Genomic DNA, 18,711 nt, shown 5'->3' with positions numbered 1-18,711 from the left:
TATCTGGTGAGTGCCCGCGCCATGTCTGCGAGAGAGAGCCCGCGCCGTCGCCGTAGCCGTTTCAGCGCAACGGCCCCCGTTGCTCTGCTGTCCATTCCGCCATAGTGACGCAGAAAGCGGCTACACGGGCACGATCAGGCGGGGTTTTCCTTGATCTGCCGTGTAGTCGAGGGTTTGCCATGTACCCGAAGGAGGCGCGCCCTCCAGCGGAAATCCGATGGTCATACGGGTGCGGTCGACCATCCACCGGTTCCGGGCGAAGTAGGCCGCGATATGCAATTATTCGGCGCCCAGTTCGACAACTTCGGTGATCCGGTCGCGTGTTCGCGTGATCGCCTGGCGGGCTTCGGCGGGCTGCTGATCGAGTGTGCCAGGCACGACCACGGTCAGTGCCGCGCCGGTGTTTCCGGCGAGCCATAGCAGGGACAGGGAGTCGATTCCCTTCGCGCCCCCGGTGAAGAAGTGCGAGGTAGCAGGGGCGAAGGGGCCGAGGTATTGGGCGAAGAGCCCCGCGTATTCGGTGAGGCTGCGATGCCCGGTGGAACGTGTTCCGGTGATCGCCACTCGCATGATCGACTTCGTGTCATAGGTTGTCATATCCCGCAGGAACTCCCGTACTGAGACCGTCAATGTGTGAATACCAACGGCTTGCGAAAACTCGCCGGTCATTTGCGGAAATTCGGGCTCACCGTCGCTGAGAACGACGCCGAGCACCGCGTGCACGTGACCAACCTCCTGCACGGCACGGACGAAATCATCGCCCACCCCGACCGGTACGTCACGTCGTACGGGTACGAGGTCGGTGAGCCGGGCCACGAGGAAGAGTAGGCCACGCGCATCGCTCAACTCCTCGCCTGTCCCGTGCAGTCCGCGCCGCGCCCCGGACTGGAGGCGGTCCGGTGACCCCGGCCCGCATCATGCGAGGCCGGGCACGGTCGGCGGCCATCACCAGATGGCTGCTCAAAGCAGCGGCGGACCCGGAGATCGCCGAGAAGGACCGGGAGGAAGGCCGGCCCGCGATGCTCCCCCCTCGGGGGACGCTTCGACGCCATCAAGATGTCGCCGGACCTCGTGCATGCGCCGACCGCCAGCACCGTCCCCGCGCAGGTGTGCGACACCTTGGCCACGCTGGCCGACGGCCCGGTGGTCTGCCACCCGGGCATCTGGTTCTACGCCCTGGTCCCCGCCGGGACGACCGAGACGTGGCGGTCCCCGGACGCGGTAGTCCTCGGCCGCGGCGTCTGGCTCGGCGTTCCACGGCTCGACTCGACCCTCCCGGTCCCCCCGCTTCCGTACTGGGCGGTCCCCCGGGGACGGCCCGCCAGCTTTGTACGCCGGAGGTGGTGGCCGATCTGCTCCGGGCGGGGGTGGCTCGGCTGACGCCGTCGCCTCCGGGGCGCGCGGAGCTGTACCGGGCCCCGGCTGGACCACCTGGAGTGCTGCGCCGAGTGCAGTGCCGGCTCGGTCTGTGATAAGGGCGCGGCCCTGCGGACGGCGGAGCGGGAGGCGTGCGATGGAGCACGGCTTCCCTGACCGCCGAGTGGCGGGTATCCGGTCCACGGAGCAGGAGGTAACGATGCTGTGGCCAGGGCCGCCCATCACGGCCGAGGACCTGCCCGTCGAGCCGCACGAGCTGGGGGCGCTGGTTCCGTGCGCTCCATGCCTGGCCGCCGTCCTGTTCGAGCTGCGATCCCCGCACCGCTGCGAAGAAGTCACCGCCGTTCGAGCCGGTCCCCGCAGGTGCACCGTGGCCGACCCGGCGCCGCATTTTGTTCAGAAGCGGCACAAAGTGAGGATAGGGGCCCGGCGCCGTCCGTACAAGGCGCCGTGGGCCGTCCCGCGGATCCCGCCGCCCCTTGCCGTTCATGGGAGACTCGCCCCCATGAACGGCAAGGGGAGCACGGCCAGAACACGGCTGGAGAGAGGTCGCGGCGCGCTCGGCCCGGCACTGGAACTGGTTCACACGGGCCGCGCGCCCACCCGCGCCGTCCTCACGGCGGAGCTGGGTGTCACCCGCGCCACCGCCGGCGCGGTCGCCGCCGAACTGGAGGCCCTAGGCCTCATCCGGGTGGACTCCAGGCCCGGCGCCGCCGCCGGCTCCCAGGGCCGCCCCTCGCACCGGCTCTCCGTCGACGAGGCGGGCCCCGTCGTCCTCGCCGCCCAGGTCCACGCCGACGGCTTCCGGGCCGCGCTGGTCGGGCTCGGCGGCCGGATCGTCGCGACCGCCCCCGGCCGCGGAACGGCCTCGGCCGACCCGGCGCAGGTCCTCGGCGAGGCCGTCGAGACGGGTGCGGGGCTGCTGCGCGCCGCCGGACGGCGGTGCGTGGGCGCGGGCCTCGCCGTGCCCTCCGCGGTCGCCGAACCGGAGGGCACCGCGCTCAACCCGCTGCACATCGCCTGGCCCGTCGGCTCCCGGGTACGGGAGATCTTCGCCGAGCGGGTCCGTGCCGCCGGCATCGAGGGCCCCGCCTTCACCGGTAACGACGTCAATCTGGCCGCGCTCGCCGAGCACCGGCACGGCGCGGGACGCGGCGCCCAGCACCTCCTCTGCGTCGCCACCGGCCACCGGGGTGTCGGCGGCGCGCTCGTCCTCGACGGTCGCCTGCACACCGGCAGTTCGGGCCTCGCCCTGGAGGTCGGCCATCTCACGGTCAACCCGGAGGGGCGCTCCTGCCACTGCGGCGGCAAGGGCTGCCTCGACGTCGAGGCCGACCCGCTCGCCTTCCTCACCGCGGCGGGGCGCACCCCGGGCCCCGAGGGCTCGCTGCTCCAGCAGTCGCGCGATCTGCTCCGCACGGAGTACGCCGACCCGGCCGTACGGGGCGCCGCCGCGGAGCTGATCGACCGGCTGGGCCTGGGGCTGGCCGGTCTGGTCAACATCCTCAACCCCGACCGGATCATCCTTGGCGGGCTCCACCGCGAACTGCTCGACTCCGACCCGGACCGGCTGCGCGCCGTCGTCGCCGACCGCAGTCTGTGGGGGCGCAGCGGCGGGGTGCCCATCCTGCCCTGCACGCTCGACCACAACAGCCTCGTGGGGGCGGCCGAGTTGGCGTGGCAGCCGGTGCTCGACGACCCGCTGGGCGCGCTCGGCCGCTGACGGCCGGCCCGCGCGCGAGAAGCGGCCACGGGACGGCCCGGCGGGGAGCCACTGGACCATCCGGGTGACCCCCTGGCGCAGCGGCTCCGGGTGGCGGCTTCGGGCGGCGCGGGCGCGGCTCGGCCGTACGCACCGGGTGTACGCCGGTTCGTACGGCCGGGTCGCGCTCCGGTCAGCCGGCCGTGGCCGACCGGAAGGTGCTGGGAATGTGCGCCCCCGCCACGATGCCGAACTGCATCGCGGGGAAGGGGCCGTCGGTGGTCGCGCCGTACACCGTACGCAGCGGCAGGGCCAGGGCGACCGGTGGGGCCGGGAGGGTGAACCATATGCTCTTGCCCGTCTCGCCCCGGGGACGGATGCCCCAGCTCTCGCTCACGGCCGCTATCAGCGCGAGGCCGCGGCCACCCGTGTCGGACAACTCGGCGTGGTGCACCGTCGGCAGGCGCGGATCGTGGTCACTGACCGAGACCGTGAGCCGTTCGAGCAGCAGCTCGACGTCGACGGTGCATCTCTTGTCCGGCTGTGCGTGCCGGTGCACGTTGGTCAGCAGCTCGGTCACCCCGAGAGCCGCTGGGTCGATGAGAAGGTCGAGGTGCCAGTAGCGCAATTGCGCGGAGATGATTCTGCGGATCTGACCGATCCGTGACGGCAGGGCCTGGAGCTCCACCGTGCAGTGCCTGCTGGGCTGGCTGATCACGGCTGCGACTCCCCGAATGAGGTCCGGAAGAAGACGAGGATGCGGAATCAGCGACCGGCTCGCCGCCGTTTCCTGCCCGGCGGGGCTGGGTCACAGCGTCACCGCCGGGAAACGCTGAGTGATGTGTGACCAGAGTGAACCCGGGGGCCTGCCTTCGCAACTCGCGGCCGACCGGCTACTGCACGGCGTCCGTACAGCTCGCCGCGCCCGTACGGCTTCCGGCATCCGTACGGCGTCAGGCGGCGGCGTGTCTCATGGCTTCGGGTGGCTCGCCCTGCTGACCGCTTCCATCAGCCGCCCGGCCAGCGCCGTCGCGTCGGGACGGTGCCCGTGCTGCCCCAGGGTCAGCCGGTAGCGGGTCCCGTTGACGGTCGCGACCATGCTGCCGCTCCCCGCGAACCACGGCCGCGCCGCCCGGACGGCGCGCAGCGGCGCGCTGTCGATCACCCGGCCGTAACTGGTCAGCAGCGCCAGCCTGCCGTCCTGGACCAGGACCTGGCCTGCCCTGGTGAGCGAGCGGGGCCACCGCTCGATCCGTACACCGCGCACGTCGAACTCCGGTTCACCCATGGCGTTTCAGCCCCCTCCGTGCCCATCCCCGTACGTCCCCTCAAGGCAGTTTGCACAAGTATGCCGCCCAGCACCAGAGCGCGTGGAGCGCACTCACCAGAAGCTATTCCTATGGATACCCAAAGCAAGCGTTTACGCAGGTGGTAGCGGTACGGTGCGGCTGGGGGCCGGTGCGGAGACAGCGAGGAGCGGCGCGCATGAACGGGCGAGACACGGGCGGACGGCCGGAAGAGCCGACGGAACCGGCCGTATCGGCGGGACCGGCGGGCCCCGCGGGCGGGCCCGTTCCCGTCACCAACGGCGGGCCGGCCACGCCGCGGGCCACGCCGACCGTCGACGTGGACCGCAGCGACCCCGGCTACCGCGCCTGGCTCAAGGAAGCCGTACGCAAGGTCCAGGCCGACGCCAACCGGTCCGCCGACACGCATCTGCTGCGCTTCCCGCTGCCCGAGGAGTGGGGCATCGACCTGTACCTCAAGGACGAGTCCACGCACCCGACCGGAAGCCTCAAACACCGGCTCGCCCGTTCGCTGTTCCTGTACGGCCTGTGCAACGGCTGGATCAGGCCCGGCAAGCCGGTCATCGAGGCGTCCAGCGGCTCGACGGCCGTCTCCGAGGCGTACTTCGCCAAGCTGATCGGCGTGCCCTTCATCGCCGTCATGCCGCGCACCACCAGCGCGGAGAAGTGCCGGCTGATCGAATTCCACGGCGGCCGGTGCCATTTCGTGGACGACGCGGGCACCCTCTACGAGGAGTCCGCGGGGCTGGCCGAGCGGACCGGCGGCCACTACATGGACCAGTTCACCTATGCCGAGCGGGCCACCGACTGGCGCGGCAACAACAACATCGCCGAATCGATCTACCAGCAACTCCGGCTCGAACGCTATCCGGAGCCCGCGTGGATCGTCGCCACGGCGGGCACGGGCGGCACCTCCGCGACCATCGCGCGCTACGTCCACTACATGCAGTTCGACACCCGGATCTGTGTGCCCGACCCCGAGAACTCCTGTTTCTTCGACGGCTGGACGCGCCACGACGACCGGGCCCGCAGCGACCGCGGCTCCCGGATCGAGGGGATCGGCCGGCCGCGGATGGAGCCGAGCTTCGTGCCCGGCGCCATCGACCGGATGATGAAGGTCCCGGACGCCGCGAGCGTCGCCGCCGTACGGGCGCTGGAGCGGGCCATCGGACGCAAGGCGGGCGGCTCCACCGGCACCGGGCTGTGGAGCGCCCTGAGGATCGTGGCGGAGATGGTCGCGCGGGGGAGCACCGGCAGCGTGGTCACCCTGCTCTGCGACCCGGGCGACCGCTACCTCGACAAGTACTACGCGGACGCCTGGCTCGCCGAACAGGGCCTGGACATCGCCCCGTACGCGCAAACCCTCGACCGCTTCCTGGAGACCGGGATCTGGCCGGACTGAGCCCTGTACCGCTCGCCGGGTACGTCAGCCCCGCAGCAGCCGGTCGACGGCCCGGCCGAACACCAGGCGCCCGGCGCCCGCGGTGAGCGGGTCGAGGCGGCGGGGGAGCGGGCCGATCCGCAGCTCCTCCTCCCAGCGCACCCGGGCGGGGCCGCCGTACGCGTCCCCCTCGGCATCCTGGCGTACGTGGATCTCCGCCCAGCCCGTGATCGTCGTGCCACGCTTCTCCAGGCGGCAGTGGCCGGGGCGGCCCGGCGCGGGCGGCTGCCAGACGACGACCTCCATCGGGTCGTCGAACGCGGCGCGCCCGAGCCCGGTCCGCGCGACGAGGACCGTGCCGGTACGGGTCGGGCCCGGCGTCCGTACGGTGATCCGCGTCAGCGGCACCTGGGCGCCGTGCGCGAGCCAGTCGGTGAGCCGCCGCCAGGCCTCGTCGGCGGAGAGCGGGGTGGCCCGGTCGATACGGAAGACGCTCATCCGGTGATCGTAGGCCGGGGGCGGGACAACGGCGTGACGCCACGTCAGTTTCCGCCCGGAGCCGCCCCGGACTCCTCACCCGACCCGTCCCCGCCTTGCGCGGGCTCGTCCCCCGCCGCGGGCTCGTCCCGCTCACCCGCCACCACCAGCCCCGGCAGCAGCTCGGCGATCTCCGCGCGGTCCCGCGCGGACAGCCCCGCGTCCGTCACCAGTGTGTCGACCTGGTCCAGCGTCGCGAAGGAACTCAGACCCACCGTCCCCCACTTGGTGTGGTCGGCCACGACCACCACCCGGCGCGCCGAACCCACCAGCCGCCGGTTCGTCTCCGCCTCGCCCAGGTTGGGGGTGGAGAGCCCGGCCTCCACCGAGATGCCGTGCACCCCGAGGAAGAGCACATCGAAGTGGAGCGAGCGGATCGCCTGATCGGCGACGGGCCCCACCAGCGAGTCCGACGGTGTCCGCACACCGCCCGTGAGCACCACCATGGCCGCCCCCGGCCGGCCCGCGCCGCCCGGCTCCGTCTGCTGCGCCGAGTGGAACACGTCGGCGACCCGCATCGAGTTCGTCACCACCGTCAGATCCGGCACGTCCAGCAGCAGATGGGCCAGCGCATAGGTCGTCGTCCCGCCGGACAGCGCGATGGCACTGCCGGGCACGACCATCGCCGCCGCGGCCCGCGCGATGTCCTGCTTGGCGGTCAGCTCCAGCGCCGACTTCGCCTCGAACCCCGGCTCGTGCGTACTCGCCTCCACCACCGGAACCGCACCGCCGTGCACCTTCTCCACGACGCCCTGCCGGGACAGCGCGTCGAGATCCCGGCGCACCGTCATGTCGGAGACATGGAGCCTGCGGGTCAACTCGTTGACCCGCACACCACCCCGCCGACGCACCTCGTCCAGGATCAGCGCACGGCGCTGCTCCGCCAGAAGGTTCAGGTTGTCGCTCACCGCCGCGCCGGCCTTCCTTCTCGTCGTGGACCACAGCTGTGCACCGGCATCGCGCGCCCCCGTCCCGTCCCGTCGTGCACCCCATCCTCCCACGGGGTACGGACAGCCGTGCCGGTGGCCGCAGGACGAGGGAGCCGGGGAGATTCGGTGACGGACCGGCGCCGAACTGCCACAATCCGGGACTCTGAAGCCCCGCACCGTTCCACCGGACTGTTCCATCGCACCATTCCCCGTCCGCCCACGCGAGAGCGAGCATCGAAGTGTCCTCACCAACAGCGGCGCCGCACGGCGGCGGAGCCGCACTCGAACTGCTGGTCCACGGCGTCGGCGGGGCCACCCCGCAGGAGATGCTCGACGACCCGCGCACGGTAAGGATCACCGGAGACAAGACGGCCGCCGTGTACCGGCGGGCCGACGACGCCGAAGCCGAACGGCACCCGGAGGACTACCGCGACCGGCCGATCCCCGAGGCGTACTGCTGGTCCAACCTCACCTCGGGCAACGGCTCCCGCGCCCTGTGGCTGCTCCTCCTGCCCTTCATGGTGGTCAACCTCGCCCACTGGATGCGCCCGGCCACCAAGGGGCTCGGCACGTCCCAGCGGCTGTACGGCCTGCTGGTGCGCCTGGTCGCCCTCACCCTCACCGTGCTGCTCACCGCGGCGGCCTGCGAGGTCGCGCTCGATCTGACGGCATGGCAGTGCGCCGGCTCGGCGGCCTGCGTCGAACAGCGCTCCTGGCTCGGCTTCCTCTCGCCCGAGGCCCACGGCTGGTGGTCGCAGCCCGGCCGGCGCCTCGCCCTCGCCGCCGTCGTGCCCACGGCGCTGGTCACCCTGTTGTGGTACCTCTCCAACCGGACGTGGAGCGCGTACGAGGCACAGCGCCCGCCCGTCCAGGGCACCGCCGCCCCCGAACCGTCCGCCCGGGACGCGGCCACCGCCGACGCCGCCCGCGCCCCGGGGTCCTCGGACGACGACGGGCGGGTGAAGGTGCGCCCCGCGCTCGGCCGGCCCGGCTTCTGGTACGGCCGCCGCCTCGTCGCCCGGCTGCGCGCCGCCCACACCGCCGCCGGGTTCCTCACCATCGCCGCCGCCCTGGTCGCGGCGGGCTCCGACCACGACCGGCGCGCCGGCGGCGAACCGCTCGAACCCTTCGGCCTGCTGCTCCAGGTGACACTCGCCGCCGGCCTCGCCGCGGTGCTGTACGTGGTGTGCGGCAGAGGACGCAGCGAGCGCCGCCGCGACGGCTCCCTCGACCGGATGGTGATCAACAGGCTGCCCGCGGGATCACTCGCCGTACTCGCCCTGGCCGTGGTGTACGCGGGATGGTCCAGACCCGGCTGGGCCTCCTCAGGCCCCCTGCCGGGCAACCTCTCCTTCCGGGTGCTCGCGCTCGCCCAGGTCGCCCTGATCGTCGCCCTCGCCGTCACCGCCCATGTCCTGCACCGCCGCGCCGCCCAGCCGCGCACCGCGCTGCGCGGACTCGCCGGGCCCGCCGTCGCGATGCTCGCCTGCGCCCTGGCCGGGGTGATGACCGGCGGGGTCGCCCAGCGCGTCGCCGACTGGCTGGACGGCGACGCCACACCCGGCATGGGCGGCGGCGCGATCGACGGCCCCCCGGCGCTGCTGAGCTGGCAGGCCTCGGTCATCCCGGTACTGCTCGTGCTGCTGGTGCTGCCCGTCGTCGGACTGTGCGTCCGCACCGTACGCACAGGGCGGGCGCTGACCCCCGCCGTGGAGAAGGAGTACGGCGAGAGCGCCGACGACTCCCCCCGGACCCGTCAGGTCGCCGGCGCCCGCGCCAGGGCCCAACTCACCGACTCCGTACCCCGGCTCGTCGGGCTGATCTCCGGAGCCGCCCTGTTCCTCGGCGCCGCCGCGGTCGCCGGATCCTGGATCAGCGGACAGGTGCCGGGCAAGGCGATGCGGGGCACCTCGCCGTTCCTGGAGTCCGTGGCGGAGACCGCGCAGGCGCTGGGCTCCTGGTTCGTGGGGCTCGGCTTCATAGTGCTGGTCACCTGGGGCCGCCGGGCCTACCGCGACCCCTCGGCCCGCCGCACCATCGGCATCCTCTGGGACGTCGGTACGTTCTGGCCGCGCGCCGCCCACCCGTTCGCACCCCCCTGCTACGCCGAGCGCGCCGTCCCCGACCTCACCTGGCGTATCGCCTCCTGGACCGAGCGCACCGGCGGCCGGCTGGTCCTCTCCGGCCACTCGCAGGGCAGTGTGCTCGCCGCCGCCGCCATCTGGCAGCTCGCACCCGCCACCCGCCACCGCGTCGCGCTGCTGACGTACGGCTCCCCGCTGGAGCGGCTGTACGGCCGCTGGTTCCCCGCCTACTTCGGCGCCCAGCAACTCAGCGACCTGAGCAAGGAGTTGCACTGCTGGCGCAATCTGTGGCGGGCCACCGACCCGATCGGCGGGCCGGTGCTGGTACCCGCCGACGGCGACGGCGCCCAGGTCGACCGAGGCCCGCTCAAGGACCCGCTCGCCTACGGCCGTACGGTGCTCCACCCGCTGCCCGAGCCGATCCTCGGCCACTCCGACTACCAGGCCGACCCCGTCTTCGCCGAGGAGCGCGCCGAACTCCTCGACCGGCTGCCACCGCTGCTCCCGCCGCAGCGCACCGACGCGGCCCGGGCCCGGCTCGCCCCGCCGTCGCGGGACGGCGGCGGGACTCAGGGCAGTTCGGGCAGATCGTCGGCGTAGAGCAGGGTCAGATCGTCCGTGCTGGTCTCCGGGAGCTGGGCGACCCGGCCCGCGTGCCGCTCCACCATCGACTCGAACGTCTGGCGCGCGGTACGGCCGTTGCCGAAGGCAGGCCCCTTCGGCAGCTCCGTGAAGTACGTGAGCAGCGCCTCGGCCGTCCCCTCGCCCAGCCGGTACTCCTGGTCCTCGGACTGCTGCTGCACGATCCGCAGCAGCTCCTGCGGGACGTAGTCGCTGAAGGTGATCGTCCGGGAGAAACGGGACGCCACACCGGGGTTGACGGTGAGGAACCGCTCCATCTCCGCGGTGTACCCGGCGACGATCACCACGACCGCGTCCCGGTGGTCCTCCATCAGCTTCACCAGCGTGTCGATGGCCTCCTTGCCGAAGTCACGCCCGGAGTCCTCGGGGGAGAGCGCGTACGCCTCGTCGATGAAGAGCACACCGCCGCGCGCCCGGTCGAACGCCTCCTGCGTACGGATCGCCGTCGACCCGATGTGCTCGCCGACCAGATCCACCCGGGACACCTCGACGAGGTGGCCGCGCTCCAGCACCCCGAGGGAGTGCAGGATCTCGCCGTACAGCCGTGCCACGGTCGTCTTGCCGGTGCCGGGGGAGCCGGTGAAGACGAGATGGCGGCGGACCGAGGCCGCCTTGAGGCCCGCCTCCTTGCGGCGCCGGCCGACCTCGATCATGTCGGTGAGCGCCCGTACCTCGCGCTTGACGCTGTCCAGACCGACCAGCGCGTCCAACTCCCCCAGGACCTCCTCCGAGCCACGCGCGGGCTCGCTGGTGGTGGTGACCCCGGGCGGCGTGGCCGGGGCGGGCAGCGCGGGCACCGGCCCGAGCAGCCCCGGGGACTGGGAGGCCGTCAGCTTCGCCGTGGGTTCCACGGACGGCGCCGGCGGGGCCAGGACGCCGCTCTCGTCGCTGGTGCAGTCCTCGGCGGTCGGCCCGTCCTCCGCGAAGTCGTACCCGCCGCGCGCGCAGCGCTCCGTACGGCAGCGGGTGAGCGTCGTCCGGCAGCCGTCCATGACATGGAATCCGTAACCACCGCTGCCCGTCACCCGGCAGTTGTGGAAGGTGCCCCGGCCCTCGGCGGAGACGTAGAAGCCCGCCTCGGTGGGCGAGGTGACCGTGCAGCGCTCGATGGTCGGGTCGGCGCCCTTGGTGACGATGACCCCGGTCTGTACGGCGTCGATGGTGCAGGAGCTGAGGGTGCCGCCGCTGCCGTGGTCGCGGAACCACGCGCCCGTGGACGCCTCCCTGATCCGGCAGTCGTCGAGCTGGGCGGTCGCCCCGTCGCTCACCGACACGGCCGTGTTGCGCACCTGGGAGATGTCGCTGTCCACGACGTCGGCGCGCGAGCCCCGGTCGAGGACGAAGAGCGCGTCGGGCACGTCGTGGAGCCGGCACGAGTCGAGCACGACCGTCGCGCCGTCGCTGACCCAGACCGCCGGGTAGTCGCCCGTACTGTCGTGGATCTCGCACTGGTTGGCGTCGACGCGGGTGCCCGGGTCCCACACGGAGAGCCCGTTGCGGCCGAAACGGCGCACGGTGGAGCGGGTCAGCGTCAACACCGAACGCGAACGCAGGTCGACCGCGTTCTCCGGGATGTCGTGGATGTCGCAGTCGGAGAGAGTGAGGACCGCGTCCGTGTCCAGGGTTATCCCGTCCGCCGAGGTGCGGTGCACGGACGAGTCGGTGAGGTGGACCGCCGCACGGGACGCGATCTGCACCCCGGTGCCCTTGATCTCGTACACCTCGCAGCCGATCGCCTCCAGGCCGCTGCCCTCGCCGGTGACGGCCAGCCCGGAACCGGAGGCGTGGTGGACCCGGCACCGCTCCAGCCGGGGATGCGCGCCACCGTGCACCGAGATGCCGGCCTGGCCGGCCGCGACGATCTCGCACTCCTCGAACACCCCGCCGGCCCCGTCGAGTACGGCTATGCCGACCCCGGCCGGATTGTCGACCGTGCACCGCCGCACCGTGGGGCGCGCCGCGCCCCGGACCTCCAGCCCCGCCGCCGAGCGGGTCACGATCCGCAGATCCGTCAGCTCCGGGGTGCCGTCCTCCACGAGCAGCGCGGGGGCGGTGGCGTCCTGGCCCTCCACATGGAGCGCCTGGACGGTGGCCGAGGCCCGCACGATCAGCGGAACGCCGTCGACCGGAGCGATCCGTACGGAGCCCAGCGAGCCCTCGGCGCCACGGAGCGTGACCGCCCGTGTGACGACGAGATTCTCCCGGTAGGTCCCGGGGGCGACGGTGAGGATGTCACCGTCACCGGCGGCCTCCAGCGCCGCGGCGAGGGAGGCGTACTCGCCCGTGCGCCGCCGCCAACGCGATGTTCCGGTGTTGGTCACCTGGACCGTGCCCTGTGCCATGGCGTTGTTCTGTCCCCACCTCGTGCGTGTGCCCGTGTCGTGCCGTCCCGGGTGCCGGCCCCGGCCCCCGGTCAGTGCGGCGTACCGGGCGGCACCACCGTAGCGCGCGCGGCGCCGCCGGGTTGACGCGAACAGCGGGTCCGGAACGCCGCTTTCCGGCCGGGCCCCGGACATGGCGGACAACTTCCCGGTCACGCGAGGGTGCCCGCCCCTGGAGAACGAAAGACCCTAACTGCCCGCCCCGGTACGCCCCCAGTCAGGACCGGTCTCGGTCCACGCGCGGTCGAGCCGCTGGTACCGCCGTTGTACGAGGCGCCATACGATCAGCCGCCTGACGCCCTCGATCAGCCCGGCGCCCAGGGTGGCGAAGCCCAGGCCGGCCAGGGCGGCGTGGACGCGGCCGGCCTCGGCGTTCATCGGAGCCCGTACATACCTGCCCTGTGCGTCGGCCCAGATGGTGAAGGTGTCCCCGGCGCGAGGGGTGCGCAGCGGGGTGGGGACCGTGCCGCCGCGCGCCGTGCCGTCGGGCGCGCGCCAGGTCGCGACCACGCGGGTGCCCATGTTCTGCTCGGTGGCCGACTCCGCGTCGAACGCGGGCAGCGCCCGTCGCGGGGTACGGGAGACGACCAGGGCGGAGGTTCTGTGCCGCTGTTCGTGCTGGACCCGTGCCGTCTCCCGCAGCGCCGCGTCGACCCGCTTGCCGCCGAGCCAGCCGACGACCGGTGTCGCCAGCGCCAGGAGCAGCACCGCCGTCAGCGCGACCCACGCCTCGGCCAGATCGGTGCCCCGGCGCAGGGGGTTGCGCCGCCAGCGCCAGAGTCCCACCACGGTGCGCACAAGTCCGCACCCCCTTTCCCTGTCCTCCCCGTCCGTCTTGACCGGGGCGGCGGGCTCCACGCGGCGTCGGCGCGAAGAGAGAGCAAGCTCACTTCGGTGGCCTGCGCACCGGCATCCGCGCATCCGCATCCGCCGCATCCGCCCGCCCGCTCAACGGACGGCCCCGTACGCCGTGTTCCCGCGAGCGTGGGGCGGCGCCGGGCACAGGGGGCTTTTCGGCCGTACGGCACGTCTGCCGCGCCGGCCGGCGCGCCGTACGGCGCGGCTTCACTCCTGCCTCAACCGCTCCTGTGGCGCGTTCGGGCGGCGCGGGTCACTCCAGCACCGTCACCGGATCGCCCACCCGTACCGTGCCGGTCGACTCGGGAATCAGGTTCTGCCCGAAGACCAGCTTCCCCTCGATGCGCCGGTGGCGGCCGAGCGTCCGCAGCGGTTCCCTGCCGCGCTCCGCCGTGCGCTGGTCCGTGGTGGTGATGACACAGCGTCCGCAGGGTTTGGCGACCCGGAAGGTGACCTCGCCGACGGCGAGCCGCCGCCAGCCGTCCTCGGCCCAGGCGTCCGTCCCCGCCACGACGAGATTAGGCCGGAACCGGTCCATCGGCAGCGGCCCCTCGTCCGGATGGTCGCCGTGCGCGATCAGGGCGTTGAGGGCGTCGAGCGACGCCGTGGTGGTGACGAGCAGCGGGAAGCCGTCGGCGAAGGAGACCGTCTCGCCGGGCCGGGCGAAGAGCGGGTCGATCGGGCGGCGCGTGGCCGGGTCGTCGAGATGGACGAGCCGGACCTCCTCCCCGAGGTACGCGCTCAGCCGGCGGTCCACCTCCCGCGCGGCCGGACCGGCCGGGACCGACTCGACCTTCGTCCCGAAGATGTCCGCGACGACAAGGTCCGCGCCTCCCGGCTCCGGAACCTCGATGTCCACCGGGCCGGCACCGGGCCGACGCAGCCGGATCCCGCCTCCCGGCAGCGGCTCCGCGCGGACCAGCGCCAGCCCCGGACGCTGGCGCTGCGTGACCACCTTGCCCGTACGGTCGACCAGGGCCCAGCGGCGGTCGGCGGCGAGCCCCCAGGGCTCCACCACGGCGCTGCCGGGCGTACCGCCGGCCATGGACTTGACCGGGTGGACCCCCAGGGCGTGCACAACGGTGTGGAGCGGCTTCGGCATGAAGCCATCCTGTCAGCCGGCCGCCCGCACGACGGATCCTGCCCCGGCCCGCCCGACGGCCGGACACCACCGGCCCTTCCCGCTGTCCCTCCCGCCGATGCCTCCGCCCCGCGGGAGGGCCGTCTCTCGCGAGCGGGCTGTCTCAGTAACCCCGGTTCTGGTAGGGCCGGTTGTACGGGTCCTCGTACTGCTGCGGAGCCGCGGGCGCCGGGCGCGCCGCCGCCGGACGCATCGCCTCGTACCCCGTACCGGGCATCGGGCGCTGCGGCTGGGGCTGCCCGTACTGCTGGGGCGGGGCCGCCTGGTAGCCGCGGGGCGCCGCGGCCTGCTGCGGGATGTACGGAGCCGGCGCCTGCTGGAGCGGCATCGGCTGCGGCATCTGCTGCATGGGCTGCTGTTGCGGGTAGCCGCCTCCGTAGGACGGGGCGGACTGCGAGGGGCCCGCCGGGAGGGCGGGCAGCGCGGCGGGCAGAGCGGGCAGATAGCTGTTGCCCGAGTCGTAGGCGGCGGGCACTCGGATCGGGGCGATCTGAGGCGTGCCCCGCTCCGCGACCAGGGAGTCGTAGATAGGGGTGTCCGGGAACGCCGGGGCGGTGTAGTAACCGCCGCCGTAGGTGGCGCGGGGGGAGGTCATAGAACATAAGTTAAGCCCAGGACGCGTCGGTTGGGGAGTCGGGAAAGGTGGTTCTTTAGGGAGCTCTGGGTGGCTTCGCATCCCCAATGCGAGCGAACCTGGGAAAATCGGTCGTCCTGACGCGCTGGGATCGTGTAAAAGGCAAGTTCGCGGGGGGTTACCAGTGGGTCCCGCGGTGTCCGCGCTGTCAACGCTGCCGCCGCGGCGACGCCTCGATTAGGTTTGACGGGACCGAATCCTCGGACTCAGCGACGCGCGATGGGGGCGAGCATGTCCATGCTTAAAGGAGCCAATCTTCCGGTGACGGCGGCCGCCGTTCGCGTCGAATTGGGATGGCGTTCAGGGCCGGGGGTGCCGGACGTCGACGCGTCGGCGCTCCTGCTCGTGTCCGGAAAGGTCCGCTCGGACGCCGACTTCGTCTTCTACAACCAGCCCCGGCACGCGTCCGGGACCGTACGCCACGAAGGCAAGAAGCCCATCGGTGCGGAGGTCACCGACAGCCTCGCGGTCGATCTCGCCCGGGTCGAACCCGCCGTCGAGCGGATCGTCCTCGCGGCCTCCGCCGACGGCGGCACCTTCGGCCGGGTACCGGGACTGCGCGTACGGGTGCTGGACGCGGCCACCGGTGCCGAGATCGCGCGGTACGACTCCACGGACGCGACCGTCGAGACGGCGTTCGTCGTCGGCGAGCTGTACCGGAGGCAGGGGCAGTGGAAGTTCCGGGCCGTCGGCCAGGGCTACGACAGCGGACTCGCCGGGCTGGCAACGGACTTCGGCATCTCGGTCGACGACCCGGCACCCACCGCTCCGGCCCCGGCGCGGACGCCGTCCCGGGCCGCACCCGCCGCTTCCGCCGCCCGGTCCGCGCCTCCGGCCCGCCCGGCACCGGCCCAGGCGCCGACCATGCCGCCCGTCGCCGTCCCTCCCGTTCCCGTCACGCCCCCCGCCCCGGCTCCCGCGCCCGCCCCGCAGGCGGCGCCCGCAACGCCCGTACGCCTCAGCAAGGTGACGCTGACAAAAGAGGCGCCGTCCGTCTCCCTGACCAAACAGGGCGGAACCTCGGGCGCGATGCGGGTGAACCTCAACTGGCAGGTGCGTAAACAGTTCAAGGGCTGGGGCGCCAAACTCGGCCGCGCCGTCGCCATGCACGCGGATCTCGATCTCGACCTGTGCGCCCTCTACGAACTGACCGACGGCCGCAAAGGCGTGGTCCAGGCGCTGGGGAATGCCTTCGGCGCGCTCAACCAGCCGCCGTACATCCATCTCGACGGCGACGACCGCACCGGCGCCGTCTCCAGCGGCGAGAACCTCACCGTCAACCTCGACCACAAGGACCGGCTGCGCCGCGTCGTCATCTTCGTCACCATCTACGAAGGCGCCCGCAGTTTCGCGGATCTCGACGCGACGGTCACCCTTCAGCCGCAGCACGGCGCCGCGATCGACTTCTCGCTCGGCGAATGCACGGTGGCCTCGACGGTCTGCTCACTCGCGCTGATCACCAATACCGGTTCCGACCTCGTCGTCCAGCGCGAGGCGCGTTTTCTCGTACCGGAACGCGGCGTCAGCCCGCAGCGGACCATCGATTACGCCTATGGCTGGGGCATGAACTGGACGCCCGGCAGGAAGTGACCTACGCCGCGGGCCGTCCGCCCCGTCCGTCAGGGATCGGGGGCGGTCCGCGGCCGGCCGTACGTCCGCCCTTTCCAGGCCGCCCCGCGTCCCCGGTAGTGCCGCACCGCCGAATCGACCGTCATCAGCAGGTAGAGAGACGCGGTGAACGGCAGCAGCGGGGCCAGCCACAGGGACAGCCGGTAGTAGCGCAGTATCGGGACGTACGTCCCCGTCATCACCGCCCACGCCGCGAACCCCAGCCACCCCGCCGCCCCGTTCCCGCCGAACGCCCCCGCGAACAGCGCCACGGGCGGCGTCAGATAGACCACCACCATCCCCGCCACCGTGCCCACGAGCAGCAGCGGATTGTGCCGGAGCTGGGCGTACGCGCTGCGCGAGACCATCCGCCACAGATCGGCCAGCCGCGGATACGGCCGCACACTGTCCACCCGCTCCGCCAGCCCCAGCCAGATCCGCCCGCCGCCCCGCCGCACCACCCGGGCCAGGGACACGTCGTCGATCACGGCCTGGCGGATCGACTCCGGCACCCGGGCGCGTACGGCCGTCTCCGTACGCAGCAGGACACAGCCGCCCGCCGCGGCCGAGGTCCGAGCGCCGGGCCGGTTGATCCAGCGGAACGGGTAGAGCTGCGCGAAGAAGTAGACGAACGCGGGGACGACCAGCTTCTCCCAGCCGCTCGTCACCCGCAGTCGCGCCATCTGCGAGACGAGGTCGAACTCCCGCGACCGCGCGGCGGCCACCAGCTCCCGCAGACTGTCCGGCTCATGGGCGATGTCCGCGTCCGTCAGCAGCAGATACTCGGGGTCGCGGGCGCGGGCCAGCGCGATGCCGTGCCGCAGCGCCCACAGCTTGCCGGTCCAGCCGGGCTCGGGCTCCCCGGGCGACGACACCGTCAGCGGCAGCCCTCCGTAGCGCGCGGAGAGTTCGCGCGCCAGCGGGCCCGTACCGTCCCGGCTGCCGTCGTCGATCAGGAAGATCTCCGCCGTGCCCGGATAGACCTGCGCCAGCAGGGACGGCAGCGACTCGGGCAGTACGGCGGCCTCGTCCCGGGCCGGTACGACCACGGCGACCGACGGCCAGCACCGGCCGTCGTCCCCCTCCGGCCCCTTGTGATTCTCCTGGTACCCCTCATGCTCGGGCAGCCGCTGATCCGTACGCCAGAAGAACCCCTGACCCAGCAACAGCCAGCCCCACGCGGCCAGCGAACCCACGGCGATCCAGACAACGGCGCTCATTCGCCGCAGTCTGCACCACTGGGGGAGGACCGCAAGGGCCGTCGACTATGGTGACCGGGTGAAGATCGCGCTCATGGACTCCGGCATTGGCCTTCTCGCGGCGGCGGACGCGGTACGGAGGCGGTGCCCCGACGCCGATCTCGTCCTCTCCTCGGACCCCGACTCGATGCCCTGGGGGCCCCGTACCCCCGAGGACGTCACCGAGCGGGCCCTCGCCGTCGCGCGCGCCGCGGCCGGGCACCGGCCCGACGCCCTGATCGTCGCGTGCAACACGGCCTCGGTCCACGCGCTGCCCACGCTCCGCGCCGAGCTGGAGCCGGGGCTGCCGGTCATCGGCACCGTCCCGGCGATCAAGCCGGCGGCGGCCGGCGGCGGCCCCGTCGCGATCTGGGCCACCCCGGCCACCACCGGCAGCCCGTACCAGCGCGCCCTGATCCGTGACTTCGCCTCCTCCGCCGAGGTCACCGAAGTGCCCTGCCCGGGGCTCGCGGACGCCGTGCAGCACGCCGACGAGGCGGCGATCGACCGCGCGGTGGCGAGCGCCGCGACGCTGACCCCCCGTGGCGTACGGGCCGTCGTCCTCGGCTGCACCCACTACGAACTGGTCGCCGGGCGCATCCTCGCCGCGGTCACCGGGGCCGGTCTGCCGGAGCCCGTGCTGTACGGCTCGGCCGGCGCGGTCGCCGCGCAGGCGCTGCGCCGGATCGGCGCGGTCCCCGCAGGGGCCGCACGCCCCGACCCGGCGGCCCAGGGCGCCCAGGGGCGGCTCACGGTGCTGCTGGGCGGGCGCGAGTCCGCGCTGCCGCCGTCCGCGCTGGCGTACGCGGAGGGACGCGCCCTCGCGGGCCTCGTACGGGCCGAGTAACCCGTTCGGCTCAGCCGTCGTCCGTTGTCCACAGGGACTCCCCGA

Annotated in this window: 15 protein-coding genes and 1 pseudogene; 6 read left to right on the top strand and 10 right to left on the bottom strand. The window is 73.0% G+C overall.

Features of this window, described 5'->3' with window-relative positions; genetic code table 11:
* Nucleotides 1-120: 120 nt before the first annotated feature.
* Nucleotides 121-570 (bottom strand): annotated as a pseudogene (locus ACIQ7D_RS14225) (hypothetical protein).
* A gap of 501 nt (nt 571-1,071) precedes the next feature.
* Between ACIQ7D_RS14225 and ACIQ7D_RS14220 the strand changes: the two are divergent.
* Together ACIQ7D_RS14220 and ACIQ7D_RS14215 are read left to right on the top strand one after the other, a co-directional pair.
* Nucleotides 1,072-1,380, top strand: a complete 309-nt coding sequence (locus tag ACIQ7D_RS14220) for a hypothetical protein (RefSeq protein ID WP_403937221.1) — start codon at nt 1,072-1,074, stop codon at nt 1,378-1,380.
* A gap of 502 nt (nt 1,381-1,882) precedes the next feature.
* Nucleotides 1,883-3,100, top strand: a complete 1,218-nt coding sequence (locus tag ACIQ7D_RS14215; protein WP_403937219.1) for an ROK family protein — start codon at nt 1,883-1,885, stop codon at nt 3,098-3,100.
* 172 nt (nt 3,101-3,272) lie between these two features.
* On the opposite strand, the gene ACIQ7D_RS14210 is transcribed toward ACIQ7D_RS14215, so the two are convergent.
* Together ACIQ7D_RS14210 and ACIQ7D_RS14205 are read right to left on the bottom strand one after the other, a co-directional pair.
* A complete protein-coding gene (locus ACIQ7D_RS14210) occupies nt 3,273-3,797 on the bottom strand; it encodes an ATP-binding protein (RefSeq protein ID WP_403937217.1) in 525 nt (174 codons plus the stop codon).
* A 252-nt stretch (nt 3,798-4,049) separates the two neighbouring features.
* Nucleotides 4,050-4,367: a hypothetical protein gene (locus ACIQ7D_RS14205; RefSeq protein ID WP_403937215.1), complete on the bottom strand. Its 318-nt coding sequence runs from the start codon at nt 4,365-4,367 to the stop codon at nt 4,050-4,052.
* Nucleotides 4,368-4,564: 197 nt separating this feature from the next.
* Between ACIQ7D_RS14205 and ACIQ7D_RS14200 the strand changes: the two genes are divergently transcribed.
* Nucleotides 4,565-5,788 (top strand): PLP-dependent cysteine synthase family protein, encoded by a 1,224-nt coding sequence (locus ACIQ7D_RS14200; protein WP_403937213.1) that lies wholly within the window; start codon nt 4,565-4,567, stop codon nt 5,786-5,788.
* A gap of 24 nt (nt 5,789-5,812) precedes the next feature.
* On the opposite strand, the gene ACIQ7D_RS14195 is transcribed toward ACIQ7D_RS14200, so the two are convergent.
* Both ACIQ7D_RS14195 and ACIQ7D_RS14190 read right to left on the bottom strand, forming a co-directional pair.
* On the bottom strand, nt 5,813-6,265 hold the full coding sequence (locus ACIQ7D_RS14195; protein WP_403937211.1) for an SRPBCC family protein: 453 nt from the start codon (nt 6,263-6,265) through the stop codon (nt 5,813-5,815).
* Between the two features lie 44 nt (nt 6,266-6,309).
* Nucleotides 6,310-7,212 carry a DeoR/GlpR family DNA-binding transcription regulator gene (locus ACIQ7D_RS14190; RefSeq protein WP_403937209.1) on the bottom strand — a complete coding sequence of 301 codons (903 nt, stop codon included), beginning with the start codon at nt 7,210-7,212 and terminating at the stop codon, nt 6,310-6,312.
* A 254-nt stretch (nt 7,213-7,466) separates the two neighbouring features.
* Here ACIQ7D_RS14190 and ACIQ7D_RS14185 point away from each other — a divergent pair, with 254 nt between their 5' ends.
* The gene (locus tag ACIQ7D_RS14185; protein ID WP_403937480.1) at nt 7,467-9,917 is read left to right on the top strand and encodes a hypothetical protein; all 2,451 of its coding nucleotides are present in this window, start codon (nt 7,467-7,469) and stop codon (nt 9,915-9,917) included.
* Here the strand turns inward: ACIQ7D_RS14185 and ACIQ7D_RS14180 are convergent.
* The 4 genes from ACIQ7D_RS14180 to ACIQ7D_RS14165 all read right to left on the bottom strand — a co-directional run bounded on the left by ACIQ7D_RS14180 (nt 9,887) and on the right by ACIQ7D_RS14165 (nt 14,934).
* The gene (locus ACIQ7D_RS14180) at nt 9,887-12,301 is read right to left on the bottom strand and encodes a right-handed parallel beta-helix repeat-containing protein (protein WP_403937208.1); all 2,415 of its coding nucleotides are present in this window, start codon (nt 12,299-12,301) and stop codon (nt 9,887-9,889) included. The genes ACIQ7D_RS14185 and ACIQ7D_RS14180 overlap by 31 nt on opposite strands.
* 228 nt (nt 12,302-12,529) lie before the next feature.
* On the bottom strand, nt 12,530-13,138 hold the full coding sequence (locus ACIQ7D_RS14175) for a hypothetical protein (RefSeq protein WP_403937206.1): 609 nt from the start codon (nt 13,136-13,138) through the stop codon (nt 12,530-12,532).
* 313 nt (nt 13,139-13,451) lie between these two features.
* Nucleotides 13,452-14,300: an MOSC domain-containing protein gene (locus ACIQ7D_RS14170; RefSeq protein ID WP_403937204.1), complete on the bottom strand. Its 849-nt coding sequence runs from the start codon at nt 14,298-14,300 to the stop codon at nt 13,452-13,454.
* 142 nt (nt 14,301-14,442) lie between these two features.
* On the bottom strand, nt 14,443-14,934 hold the full coding sequence (locus ACIQ7D_RS14165) for a DUF6643 family protein (RefSeq protein ID WP_403937203.1): 492 nt from the start codon (nt 14,932-14,934) through the stop codon (nt 14,443-14,445).
* A 270-nt stretch (nt 14,935-15,204) separates the two neighbouring features.
* Between ACIQ7D_RS14165 and ACIQ7D_RS14160 the strand changes: the two genes are divergently transcribed.
* On the top strand, nt 15,205-16,563 hold the full coding sequence (locus ACIQ7D_RS14160; RefSeq protein WP_403937201.1) for a TerD family protein: 1,359 nt from the start codon (nt 15,205-15,207) through the stop codon (nt 16,561-16,563).
* Between the two features lie 29 nt (nt 16,564-16,592).
* Here the strand turns inward: ACIQ7D_RS14160 and ACIQ7D_RS14155 are convergent, their stop codons facing one another.
* The gene (locus tag ACIQ7D_RS14155; RefSeq protein ID WP_403937199.1) at nt 16,593-17,801 is read right to left on the bottom strand and encodes a glycosyltransferase; all 1,209 of its coding nucleotides are present in this window, start codon (nt 17,799-17,801) and stop codon (nt 16,593-16,595) included.
* Nucleotides 17,802-17,859: 58 nt separating this feature from the next.
* On the opposite strand from ACIQ7D_RS14155, the gene ACIQ7D_RS14150 reads away from it, so the two are divergent.
* Nucleotides 17,860-18,666: a glutamate racemase gene (locus ACIQ7D_RS14150; RefSeq protein WP_403937197.1), complete on the top strand. Its 807-nt coding sequence runs from the start codon at nt 17,860-17,862 to the stop codon at nt 18,664-18,666.
* Nucleotides 18,667-18,711: the final 45 nt, after the last annotated feature.

Source organism: Streptomyces sp. NPDC096310 (genome assembly GCF_044763125.1).
In the GTDB taxonomy this organism is placed as follows: domain Bacteria; phylum Actinomycetota; class Actinomycetes; order Streptomycetales; family Streptomycetaceae; genus Streptomyces.
The sequence above is the reverse complement of the archived record's forward strand: the minus strand, read 5'-3'. Positions and strand labels throughout refer to the sequence as shown.